Annotated in this window: 9 protein-coding genes; all 9 read right to left on the bottom strand. The window is 47.0% G+C overall.

Annotated elements, in window-relative coordinates; genetic code table 11:
• Positions 1-100: 100 nt before the first annotated feature.
• Positions 101-1,570: a Sau3AI family type II restriction endonuclease gene (locus FYJ66_RS03385; protein WP_154572093.1), complete on the bottom strand. Its 1,470-nt coding sequence runs from the start codon at positions 1,568-1,570 to the stop codon at positions 101-103.
• A 7-nt stretch (positions 1,571-1,577) separates the two neighbouring features.
• Entirely contained in the window at positions 1,578-1,754 is a 177-nt protein-coding gene (locus tag FYJ66_RS03380; protein ID WP_154572092.1) for a helix-turn-helix domain-containing protein, read from the bottom strand.
• Positions 1,755-2,468: 714 nt separating this feature from the next.
• Positions 2,469-3,734 carry a toxic anion resistance protein gene (locus FYJ66_RS03375; protein ID WP_338071113.1) on the bottom strand — a complete coding sequence of 422 codons (1,266 nt, stop codon included), beginning with the start codon at positions 3,732-3,734 and terminating at the stop codon, positions 2,469-2,471.
• Positions 3,735-3,773: 39 nt separating this feature from the next.
• The gene (locus tag FYJ66_RS03370; protein ID WP_154572091.1) at positions 3,774-5,054 is read right to left on the bottom strand and encodes a 5-bromo-4-chloroindolyl phosphate hydrolysis family protein; all 1,281 of its coding nucleotides are present in this window, start codon (positions 5,052-5,054) and stop codon (positions 3,774-3,776) included.
• A 665-nt stretch (positions 5,055-5,719) separates the two neighbouring features.
• Positions 5,720-7,642 (bottom strand): tRNA (guanosine(46)-N7)-methyltransferase TrmB, encoded by a 1,923-nt coding sequence (gene trmB, locus FYJ66_RS03365; protein ID WP_154572090.1) that lies wholly within the window; start codon positions 7,640-7,642, stop codon positions 5,720-5,722.
• 56 nt (positions 7,643-7,698) lie between these two features.
• A complete protein-coding gene (locus tag FYJ66_RS03360) occupies positions 7,699-8,496 on the bottom strand; it encodes an energy-coupling factor transporter transmembrane component T family protein (RefSeq protein ID WP_154572089.1) in 798 nt (265 codons plus the stop codon).
• Between the two features lie 3 nt (positions 8,497-8,499).
• Positions 8,500-10,335, bottom strand: a complete 1,836-nt coding sequence (locus tag FYJ66_RS09285; protein WP_235897338.1) for an energy-coupling factor transporter ATPase — start codon at positions 10,333-10,335, stop codon at positions 8,500-8,502.
• Positions 10,336-10,607: 272 nt separating this feature from the next.
• Positions 10,608-10,829 (bottom strand): tautomerase family protein, encoded by a 222-nt coding sequence (locus tag FYJ66_RS03350; protein ID WP_154572087.1) that lies wholly within the window; start codon positions 10,827-10,829, stop codon positions 10,608-10,610.
• A 93-nt stretch (positions 10,830-10,922) separates the two neighbouring features.
• Complete coding sequence (locus FYJ66_RS03345; RefSeq protein WP_338070515.1) at positions 10,923-11,921, bottom strand: ornithine cyclodeaminase family protein; 999 nt, start codon at positions 11,919-11,921, stop codon at positions 10,923-10,925.
• Positions 11,922-12,041: the final 120 nt, after the last annotated feature.

The following is a 12,041-nucleotide window of genomic DNA, read 5'->3' as shown; positions in this document are numbered from 1 at the left end:
AAGTCCTCCTTTAACTGTCAATGCAGTCAGCTCACTTATTCTTCATAGGCTTTTAGTATTAGCACCGACGAATGTCGGATCGTTGCCTATTAAAAGCATATTAAATATATTCAAGTATTTGTTCTTTCAAATACGATTTGTTAATCCAAAAGCTGTGATTCGTCATCCATCTGCCATCAGGAAGTTCATTAGCATCCCTTGTTTTTCTACCTTTTCCTATAACTGTGCCGTCACCTAAATCATAATATGTCTGATTTGCATGTGTTCTGACATGTGCTACCTGATTCTCTCTCATTCCTGGTAGATTATTACTTACCGTATTACCTGACACTGTAAGTTCTACACCATCCTTTATTATTTCAACAGTTCTTTCCCATACCACTCTGACTTCATTTTCTATATCTGAATAAGGCATGTTCCACAACTTTGCTCCTCTGAGATAGTACTTGTCACCATTCTTCTTATAAACAACAAAAAGATATTTTGTTTCTGACAGTTCATGGTACAGTTCAGATTCTTCCCAGGTTTCTTTGATTATTTGTTTATATTTGAAAGTTGGCAATGGCCAGCTTTCTTTAATATTTCCATTCTCTTCAACTCTCACTGCCTTTACTTTGATGTTCGCTTTCAGGAATTCTTCTGCCTTATTTGATTTGATGCCTAATATTCTATATGCCAAATCGTTCCACTGAGCCTTATTGTTGTTGTATTCTCTCTTAAATATCTTGCAAAGCTCTTCATCGCTTTTTCCAGAGAAACTCGCAATTTTGGATACAACATAAGCTTCAAACGATTTGTTCTTTAGTTCTTCACCATCTTTTATTATGGATTCTGCGTTATCGTACGTTCTAAAATCATTAACTATATAGTTATTTAGGACATAAGTCATATATGAGGTTTTAAAGCAAAAAGCTCTTTTCCTCGCTGGAATGTGCTCACCGTAATATTGAGGGACAGTACTTTTTTCGGCTGTTGAACCTTTAGTACAGGCTCCCAAATACATAGTATCGCCCTCAGATAGTTCATGCGCTCTTCCCGAAGAAATCTTCTCGTATATGATTTCATAATCATGTTCTATAATTTTCAAATCTTCTTCTGTTGGTGTAAAGAGTGTCGCATAATCTATTGAGTATAAAAGGTTAGAAGCAAGTTCTTTATTCCTTAAGTAATAAATAAGTAATATCAATTTACACTTTTGCCACGCATGCGATTTATAAAAGTCACTCTCTATTGAATGTTCATAGCTAATCATTCCGAGAACTAGCCTTTCCCCGGCAATGAGTTTTCCATTTTTTTTGCGCTCATATGGTGTAACCTTAAGTTCAACCCCCGCCTTAGGAAAGTCTGGTTCTGGGGAGCTATTAGGTTCGTATCCGAAATACTCTCTTTCAAGGAGATTGCCTAAGCCTCCTTTTCTGCTTACATTTCCATATTTTGTAGCAGAACCTTCCTTTAATTTGGTGTGGGTATTCCACTGCAACACATCTTCAAATGTGTGTCCAATTAATTTTTTTGCATATGCTTCGATACTTATTGGATTTGTATCGTCATATTCTAGTAAATAATCCATAATCATCTCACTTAGATTCTTTTTTTCTTCTTAAATCCACTGGCTTGACTACATCAATCGGAATTAACCATGTTTTTCCTTTAAGGATTGCTCCTTCGAGTCTTCCCTCGATACAGAGTGTTGTTACTCTTCTTCTAGAGATTCCCCATTTCTCGGCGAGCTCACTTGTTGTGTAATAATCCATTAATGCCTCCAGAATATGCTCGATAGAATACCTCTACAGGAACATTATAGCATCGTAATCATGAGTTTAACAATTCTTACCGTTATACATGGAACATGATACAAAGGAGCCGAAATTTCCCTCTTGAAAGCAAATTCTATCTCTTCCATCCTCTATTTCAATTCTTCTCTGCAGCCTTCCTGCTATTTACGTGTACATTCATAAACTGTTCATAGTCCAGTTTCATTCTCACGGCATTGCTATGTCTGGTTGAATATTCATTTATTTTTCTCCATAGAATATTTCCTGGTTTTGAGCAGTATCATCAACTGATTACTCACTTTGTACTGCTTTTTGATGTCAAATTAGCAGTACTGTTGATGGAAATCTGTTTTTCTACTGCTTGTGAAAGCTGATTCGAGCAGTGCTATCAATGGATTCTTCCTACTCTACTGCTCATGGGCCTCAAAACGAGCAGTAGTTTCAACTGATTTTCCATTTTGTACTGCTCACTGAATCATAAGCCGGCAGTACTTTCATCAGATTTACTATTCTCTACTGCTTATGGGCCTAAATGAAAGCAGTACCATTATCGGATTCAACGCCCGGTACTGCTCCATAATTTCCTTTCAATCAAAAAACAGCCGCAAATTCAATCGTAAAATTTTGCGATTGAATTTGCGACCGAATCTTCCGAATCTTCTGGGTCTATTCTAAATTCCTTCTGGATTCCCTTTATTGCTGGTTGTTTTGGCTCATGGAGACTTCTATGAGTTTTGATTTAAGCTGTTCTTCTATGCCGCTCAGCTCGGCTTCCGCGGCGGCTCTCTTTTCCCGGCCTTCTTTCTGGATGGCGATGACTTCGTCCAGGGTTGAGATGAGGGCTTCGTTGGTGTGCTTCAGGGTATCAATTTCTACGATGCCCCTCTCGGACTCCCGGGCAGTCTCCACCGTGGCGGTCTTGAGAGAGTCTGCGTTTTTCCTGAGGAGCTCGTTAGTCATGTCGGTGACCTGTCGCTGAGCCTTGGCGGCCTCCATGGAGTGCTGTACTCCCAGGGCGATGACCATCTGGTTTTTCCAGAGGGGGATGGTGTTCACGATGGTGGACTGGATTTTCTCAGCCATCACGTTGTCTGAAGCCTGGACCATCCTGATCTGAGGGGCGGTCTGCAGGGAGATGGTCCTGGTGAGCTCCAGGTCGTGGAGCTTCTTGTCAAAAGACTCGCACCGGTCGGCCAGGTCCTTTGCGGCCTGGGCGTCTTCCGGCCTGCCGGTCTGGTTTGCCACTGCCTGAAGGCGGGCCAGCTCACCGGATCTTACGTTCTCAAGCTTTTTTCTGCCGGCGGCGATGTACATGGTGAGCTCTTTGAAATAGGAAAAGTTTACCTTGTACATGCGGTCAAGGACGGCTGAGTCCTTCATGAGCTGCACCTGGCGGTTTTCCAGCTCCTTCTGGATTTTGTTCACATTGGTTTCCACCTTGCTGTAGCGGGCCTTCATCATCTCCAGCTTGTTTTTCTTTTTCCTGAAAAAGCCTTTTATCCCGCTGTCCTCAGCGTCCACGTCGAAGTTCTTGAGGTCCAGCACCAGGTTGTTGATCATTTCTCCGATTTCGTCCATGTCCTTGGAGCGGACGTTGGCCAGGGCGCTCTCGGAAAAAGAAGCCATCTTCTTCTGGGTAGCTGAGCCGTAGTTGAGAACGGCCTGGGAATTAGTCAGGTCGATCTTTTCCACGAAGGCATCTACCTGATCCCTCTCCTCCTGGCTCAGTGAGTTCTCCAGCCTTTCAACAGGATCTTCTTTCTTTTCAGGTGAAACAACTCCCATTTCTGCCAGCGGGTTCAGGCCGCTGGCCTGGTTCATGGAAGCCATATCTGGAGCAGCTGAAGTGGAAGCCCCCGCCATCTCCTCATCGAAGCTTAAAGCCGGTGCCGGTGCCTCCTGAAAAGCCTTTTTTTCCTGATCTATATCTGCGGAAACTCCGTTAAAATCCTCTGCCATTGGTAACTCCTCTCATCTCTGTTATGCACTGGATTGTTTTTAAAATTTCAATGGACCGGTCTCGCTCTCCGGATTCTGGTCTTCCCTGGTCAAGCCGTCCCGGGAGGCCATGGTTTTCAGCACCGAAATGTCGGCGGCTATGTCTTCGGCAACATCCCGGAACATGGCGTTCAGCAGAGATTGACAGGCCTGGATGATGGTGTCCATTCCATCTTCTATCTGCTTCTTTGTGCTGGTTATGTTGCTCCCTGCATCCGGCTGTTTGTTCATTTCCACGTAGGCTTTCATCAGCTTCCTGGTAGTTGGAACGTAGTAGCTCATGAACCGGCTAAGTTCCCCTGCACTTTCCGGGTGTTTTTTCACGTGGTCGAAAATGCGGGCCACTATATCCTCCAGGTCATAGAGCTTGTCGCTCATGTATTCGTCCGGGATCTCATCGTTGGCCCGGCGGATGTCCTTTACGAATTTCTCACCTTCAGTAATAATCGACTTGACCTCAGGAGAGATGTTATCTGTATTCAAGTCGGTCATGGCCTTGTCAGTTCTTGCATCCAGGTCGTTTTTTCTGGCCAGGGCATCCTGGTAGGCAATCATAGCCTCGTCTGTAAGGAAAAGGTTCCTGCCGGATTCGTCAATGATTCCCTGAGGGAGCCAGCCCTTGGTCTTGAACTTGTTCATGTCTTTCTTTACCTTGTCGCTGCTGATTCCAAGGGCTTCGGCCAGTTTGCTGATGGTGATGCTGTCTCTGTTTCCGATGACCTGGCTGTAAAGGTAAAACCTCTTGATCAGGCCGTTGTTCCTGATGGTGCTGATGAAAACGAAAAGGCAGAATGCGAATATGGCCATGCCAAAGATCGCGTCATCCGGTTCGTCTCCGATCTCCGAAAGCATGCTGGCTCCCACTATGCCGCTGACCCACAGCCGGCCTTTGTGGAGGGTTTTGCTTGGCTTGTGCAAGAGGAAGGGAGCCGTATTTCCGGACCGGCCGGACCGGCTGGACCGGCGGGACTGGGCCGATGCAGCTCCTGTGTTTCTCGGGGCTCCAGAAGATTCAGCGGTTCTTGCGGTTCTTGGGGCTCTAGTTGATTTCGCCTCTGGTGAGTACGGAACCATCTCATTCTTTACTTTGAGGTTCATGGTCATGGCGCCGACCTGCTGGTTCAGGGACCTAGTGAACGTATCCACCTCCTGCTGGATACTGTCTGACAAACTGTCAAAATCCCTGGCTGCCATGGGCTGCCACTGATCAGCTGCCGGCTTTCCAGTCGATACAGCCTCTTCCCTCTCCGGGAAATTCTTTGTATTCTTATCTTCTACCATAGTGTATCTCCAAATAACTGCCGCTACCTTAACTGGGCGGCTTCATGTCTTTAATTATATAGCCCCTGGAAAAACCTGTAAACTCAATTGTTAGGGTTCGGGCTGGTGATCCCAGGCGGGCTGGCGATCGGGATCGGAGTTGAGGCGGACTTGCGGTACCCGGCGGGCTAGCGATTGGGGCGGATTTGCGGTACCCCGAAAATCGCAAAATCCCATATCCCGCGGTGCCGTACAAGATTTTTTGCGGTAAAGATACCGCGGGATTTCCAAGTTTAAGAATCTCGCGGTATTCAGCCCATCAAATTGGGGGAGTCGAAGGCATCTGTACTCTTTAAATTTAAATTAACTGCACAAAATGCAAAGTACAGATGCCTCTTTCCTAACCAGAAGCCCAGAATTGTACAGCGAGAATCTGGGAAACTAGGATCCCGGGGTACAAAATCAATGTTTTTTTGAACGGCGTACCGCGGGATTTCGAAATTTTTGAATCCCGGGGTAATGTGGCAATCCCCGCTGCAATGCCGCAATGCCCGGGGCAATCTCCTCCGTAATGACCAACTCAATCCCCGCCGCAATGCCGCTGCTCCCGAATCCCATCAATAATCCCAATGAAACAGGCTGCCGCATTTTTTAAATGCGACAGCCCACATACTATCTTAAACTTGTTAAGCTTCCATCTTGTCCAGCACTTCTTTAATTGCTGCAGGAATTACTCTGCACTTATCCTCTGCCACAGATGCAACGGAAACCCTGACGCCCTTCGCAAAAGGAACTACGAAGATATTCTTTTTTTCCAGCTCCCTGCTTACGCCGTCCGGATCACTGCAAGGCACGGAAGTGAAGAATCCTCCTCTGTATGGAACCATCTTGAGGCCTGCCTTTGCGGCTTCTTCCTCAAAGGCTCTTCCCCTTGCCAGCAGCATGTCTCTGAAGATTTTCCGTTCTTTGTCAACTTTCTCAAGGAGCTCCGGATCCTGGTAGATCTTGGCAATTACCTCCTGAGGTCCTCTTGGTGAATTGGACCAGCTGTTTCTGGAGGAGAAGGTCACTGCTCTCTCAAACTCTTCCTTTTCCTCTTCTGTCTCTGCAAGGCACATGAGGACAGCGGATCTGCATCCGTAGAAGGTGAAGGTCTTGGATGCGCTGTATGCCAGCAGCGGCATGATGTTTGAGTTCAGCTGCTCCAGGTATGGCAGGAAGGTTCTTGTCTCGTCAGTCTCACCGGCAAAATCTATGTATGCAACGTCCACACACAGTGCGACGGTCTTGTCATCACCGGTTTTATTGAGGATTGCAACAACCTGCTCCCACTCTTCATCGGAAAGGCTGTAACCTGTAGGGTTGTTGGCCGGGGTGTTAAGAATGATCAGCACCCGGTCCTGAATGCGCAGCAGCTTGCTTACCTTGTATTCGAAATCTTCCAAGTTGAACTCACCCTTATCGTTGAACATGTCGAAGGTCTCAACAGTTCTTCCCTGCTCAACTGCAATGGAATCGTAGGTGGTCCAGTGCCAGTCGTGAGTCAGCACCTTGTCTCCTGGACATGTAAAATTAGCAACTGCATTGCGAAGGGATCCGGTCCCTCCCGGGGAAGCCACTACTCCCACGTGGCGCTTGGTCTGGAAGTTCCCGAGAGCTGCCTTTTTGATAGCCTCCTTAAAAGCCGGAATTCCTGCAATTGGTGCATAAGATGCATATTCTGCCGGGCTCAGAGACTTCATTGCTTTGTCCACTGACTCAAGGACGATGATGCTGCCCTCATCGTCCAGGAGAGTTCCGATAGTTGCGTTAATTACCTGATCTTTGCCGTATTTGTCAATAGCAGCCTTTGCTCTTCCGCTTATTCCGAAAATCTTGTCTTCCTTTGGGATCTTTCTTCCGTTGTAAGCGATCATACTTCTGTTCTTTCCCATTTCCCCGTCCTTTCCAGCCTTTCTCTTAAGGTTGATCCAGTTAATATTTACCCCGTCCGGGCCGCCGAACTTCCTTTCGTATTCGGTTTCCGGACTGTCGAATCTGTATTCTGACGAATGGAGATCTCTTGTAATCCCCTGAATCTCCAGGTCTGCCGCCAGTGCTTCCTGTACAGAGAATTCGAAGAGATCCTTGTTGTCTGTCTTGAATGTAACCGTTCCATCAGGGCCCATTGTGTCGAAGTATTGTAAAAGTTTTGTTCTGTAGGTCAGACGATGGCGGTAGTAGCTGGGCTTCTGCCATGGGTCGCTGAAATTCAGGAAGATCTTTTCAACTTCGGCGGGACCGAACCACTCTCTCAGGTCCTCAACAAAGGATGGAATGAAGATCACATTTTTCAAATTCCTGTCCCGGATCTTCTCCATGGCCCTGAGCAAAACGCTTCTGTTTCCCTCTACAGCAATGAAGAAACTATCCTTGTGTTTCTCAGCCATGGCGGCGATAAACGCCCCTTTGCCGCAGCCGATCTCCACCTGGGGAGCTCCCTTTACTGTGAATCCTCTTTCTTCCAGAACACTGATCCATCTTCCTTTATTTCTCTCCGGATGATATTCCAGAATATCCTCGTACACAGCGTATTTTTCCGGCAGGTTCTTAACTTTTCTCTGTCTCAAAACTTTCTCCTTCTAATGGGGATCTGCAGTATTTCAATTATATATTATATCCGGCTTTACAGCACCCTCATGGCGATTATTGCACCCATGAAGGTAGCCATAAGGACTGCACAAACCATGTCTCTTCCCGAGAACTTGCTTTCGTTCATCCTGGTTCTGCCCTTTCCTCCGTGATAGCACCGGGCCTCCATGGCCAGCGCCAGATCCTGGGCTATTCTGAAAGAACTGATAAACAGTGGAATCAGAATAGGAATGAGGGCCTTGGCTCTCTGTATTATATTTCCCGACTCAAAATCCGCACCTCTGGCCTGCTGAGCCTTCATGATCTTGTCGGTCTCTTCAAGCAAGGTGGGAATGAACCTGAGCGCTATGGTCATCATCAGGGCGATTTCGTGAGCCGAAACGCCCACCACAGTCAAAGGTTTCATCAATTTTTCCAGGCCGTCTGTCAGCTCCATAGGCCTGGTGCAGAAGGTCATCAAAGATGTTCCGATTACCAGGAGCACCAGCCTGATAGCCATGAAACATGCCCGGTAGAAGCCTTCCCGGGTCAGGGTGAGGAACCCCCACTTCCACCATACCTTTCCGTCAGTCATAAACATGTTCATCACAAAGGTGAAGATCAGAATGAGGAAGATCACCTTAAGGCCACGGAAAATAAACTTAATGGGAACCTTCGATATCAATATGATTCCCAGCAGAACTCCCCCTGCAACAGCAAAGCCCGTAAAGGAATTAACCACAAAAAGAGCTATTATGTACACCAGGGTCCAGATTATCTTGGTCCTGGCGTCAAGCCTGTGGAAAACAGAATTCCCGGGATAATATTGTCCTAATGTAATATCTCGTACCATTTACTAATTCGCTTTTCCTTCCAGATATCTGAGGATCTCCGCCTCAGCCTCATCGTAGGTCATGGATTTCTCCCGGACTTCAGGGGCCTTCTCCTTGAGATTCATCATTATCTCCATGGCAGGAGGAACTCCCAGTCCTATTTCCTTCAGTTCCTGTCCGTGGCTGAACACTTCCTCAGGACTTCCTTCGTACTTAAGCCGTCCCTTATCAATTACCAGAACCTGGTCAGCCAGCTCCTGAATGTCCCCCATGTTGTGAGAAACGAAAATCATGGTGTTTCCAGTGGTTTCATGGATGTGGCGGACCATTTCCAGAATCTCTCTGTGGGCAGCTGGGTCCAGCCCTGCTGTCGGCTCGTCCAGAATGACAACCTCAGGCTCCATTGCCAGAACTCCTGCAATTGCCACTCTTCTCTTCTGGCCCCCGGAAAGCTCAAAGGGCGACCTGTCTTTTACCTCTTCATAATCCAGGCCCGTCATCTCCACAGCCCGGCGAACTACCTTTTCCAGATCATCTCCCTGAATTCCCAGATTCTTCGGTCCGAAGGCCACGTCCTTAGCCACCGTTTCTTCAAAAAGCTGGTACTCCGGATACTGGAAAACCAGCCCCACCTTCTTGCGAATCTCCGTCATCACTGCCTTGCCATCTGTTATGCAGGTGTCTCCAATGCAGATACTGCCTGAAGCCGGATGGAGAAGGCCGTTCAAATGCTGGAGCAAGGTGGACTTGCCGCTTCCCGTGTGTCCGATTATTCCGGTGAATGCTCCTTTTGGTATGGAAAAACTTATGTCGTCCAGTGCTACTGTTTCGTCTGGAAGTCCGGGAGCGTATACGTATCTCAGGTGCTCAGCCCTCACTGCCCATTTCCTGTTTACATCTCTGTCTCCCTCTATGTATTTGTCTCTCCCTGACTCCCCTCCATGTTCTGCTTCGGAATCGTGGACGTCATTCTCCTGACCAGCTTTGATGACAACTCCTTCAGGCAGTCCCTTCTGATCAGCAATCCAGTCTGTCAGCTGTTCTCCGCTGATGACGGTGCTGTCAATGTTAAGTCCTCTGGCATTGAGCCTGTCTTTCAGAATAACTGCTGAAGGCTTCTCAAGGCCTGCCTCTCTCAGCTTTTCATTCTCTGAGAAAAGCTGAGCCGGAGAAGCATCGGCGAAGATACGCCCTTTTTTCATTACGATTATTCTTTGAGCCTGAGCAGCTTCTTCCATGAAATGGGTTATGAGAATTGTGGTTATTCCCTGGCCGTTAAGCCGCTTTATTATTTCCATGACCCGTTCTCTTCCCTGAGGATCCAGCATGGCTGTAGGCTCGTCGAAAACTATGCACTCAGGCCTCATTGCCACTGCTCCGGCAATGGCCACTCTCTGCTTCTGGCCTCCTGAAAGCTGATGGGCTCCTTTACGGCGGTTCTCATACATTCCCACTGCCTTCAGAGCCTCATCTACCCTTGTTCTTATTTCTGCCGGGTCGATGCCCAGATTCTCAGGTCCGAAGGCCACATCGTCCTCTACCAGTGAAGATACGATCTGGTTGTCCGGATTCTGAAAAACCATTGCTATATTTGACCTCAGATCCCAGATAGTCTCGTCATCTCTGGTGTTGTATCCCATTACGGTTACATCTCCTGAGGAAGGGAGAAGAAGGCCGTTCAGGCATTTGGCCAGGGTGGACTTGCCTGAGCCGTTCATTCCCGCGATGGCCACGAAACTGCCTTTTTCCACATCAAAGGACACTCCGTCTATGGCCCTGGTGACCCTTTCCTCTCCGGAAACATCGTCATGAGTCGAATATTCAAATGTCAGATCCTTTACGCTTATTATGGATGACATGTTTACCCCGGTTCTCCTGTTCTTCGTTATACGTATTAACCGTTTAATTATATAACAGCGGCCTTGTAATTCCAACGAACAAAAACACGAACAACGGGCTGTCTCATTTGGAAAAAATGGGGCGGTCCCAGCGGATACTGCGGATTTCATTTCCAGAAGGCCCCCTGGAACCTGGGACAAAATAAAAAAGCCGGGCGTCCCGCTTTTACGGGATACCCGGCTATCTTTCTGTTAATAGGAATAATTTTTTTACAGAACAACTTCACAAAAGGTTATTTAGTCCTGTACATTTTGCCTGTTACTATGGACTTTTCATCTACCTTGTCAGCAATATCCTGGTTCCAGTTCTCAGGAGCCACCTCGTGCATGGCTACAGACAGAGCCTCTCTTGGTGCTCCAAGAATTTCCATAGCATCTTCTACTATCTTGTCAGCCAGTTTCTGCTTCTGCTCCTCAGTTCTTCCCGGAAAAAGATTTACGTCGATATGAGGCATTGTTCTCTCCTTTCAATTATAAAGCGCTTTAACACGCTGGAATACGATGCTGTAACAAACAGCTGGTAAACGGATTCTGAAACCTATTATACCCTATTCATTCCATTTAGTTCCTGCCTTGTTCTCTCTGGCCTTCCTGTATATTGATTCTGCAGCCACAAGGTCAAGAATACCGATTCCCACGTTCTTGAACAGAATTATCTCATCTTCACTTTCTCTTCCAGGGACCTGTCCCAGAATTACCTGGCCCAGCTCACCTGTGAAATCATTCTCAGTGATGATCCCCTGCTCCAAAGGCCTGTGCACATCTCCAGATTCCTCCACACAAGCCTCTGTAGAGTCAAAATAAATCTTGCTGGCAATTCCAAAAAGTGCAGGGTCCAGCTCGTTCATGTCGTCTCTGTATGAGCCTACGGCACTGATGGTGGCACCTTTCTTTACATTTTCAGCTGAAAAAACAGGAACAGGAGAAGGGGTCACTGTAATGATCAGATCTGCATCCTTCACTGCTTCGTCCCCTGTTTCGCATGGAACGATCTTCGCAGAGCAGTTCTTGAACAGGCTGCTCATGTCCTCTGCAAACTTCTTTGTCTTCTGGAAGTTTCTTGCTGCGACCCGCACCTCATCCAGGTCAGCAACTGAAAGCATTGCCTCCAGCTGACATCTGGCCTGTCCGCCGGTTCCGATCAGTGCGCCGATTCTAGGATTTCTGCATCCCAGAACATCGAAGGCAGCTCCGCTGGCGGCACCAGTTCTGAAGGCTGTCACAAAAGTACCGTCCATTACGGAAAGAAAATCTCCGTTCTTGCCGTCAATGAGAATGACCTGCCCCTTAGTTACTGCATCTCCGCTCTTGGCATTCTCAGGAAAAGTTGTGACGATCTTGATTCCTGCTGCTTCAAGATCCGGCGCATATGCAGGCATGAAGATGAAATCGGAATTCTTATCTTCATCGTGGATCACCGGTCTCAGCGGCACCTCAGTTCTACCTTCTGAGAACATTTTGTAGGCTCTCTCGTTGGCGTTAATAATATCTTTCATTGTGCATACTTTGCGTATGTCCTTCTCTGTCAGTAATAAAATTGTCCCCACCTCCCGATTATTTCAACACTATGGTTCATTTTGCGTTTTTGTGAGAAAATAATCAATTGTTGACAACCAAATTTCTGCTGATATAATCACACATGAAAGGTAAAGATATTCTTTCCGGCG

Origin of the sequence: Allobaileyella intestinalis, assembly GCF_009695865.1 — a bacterium.
Lineage (GTDB): Bacteria > Bacillota > Clostridia > Peptostreptococcales > Anaerovoracaceae > Allobaileyella > Allobaileyella intestinalis.
This window is presented reverse-complemented; position numbering and strand designations above follow the sequence as displayed.

Bases quoted from the DNA above. Each gene is read 5' to 3' on its own strand.
- FYJ66_RS03385 (WP_154572093.1), bottom strand. From the start codon at position 1,570: ATGGATTATTTACTAGAATATGACGATACAAATCCAATAAGTATCGAA.
- FYJ66_RS03380 (WP_154572092.1), bottom strand. From the start codon at position 1,754: ATGGATTATTACACAACAAGTGAGCTCGCCGAGAAATGGGGAATCTCT.
- FYJ66_RS03375 (WP_338071113.1), bottom strand. From the start codon at position 3,734: ATGGCAGAGGATTTTAACGGAGTTTCCGCAGATATAGATCAGGAAAAA.
- FYJ66_RS03370 (WP_154572091.1), bottom strand. From the start codon at position 5,054: ATGGTAGAAGATAAGAATACAAAGAATTTCCCGGAGAGGGAAGAGGCT.
- FYJ66_RS03360 (WP_154572089.1), bottom strand. From the start codon at position 8,496: ATGGTACGAGATATTACATTAGGACAATATTATCCCGGGAATTCTGTT.
- FYJ66_RS09285 (WP_235897338.1), bottom strand. From the start codon at position 10,335: ATGTCATCCATAATAAGCGTAAAGGATCTGACATTTGAATATTCGACT.
- FYJ66_RS03350 (WP_154572087.1), bottom strand. From the start codon at position 10,829: ATGCCTCATATCGACGTAAATCTTTTTCCGGGAAGAACTGAGGAGCAG.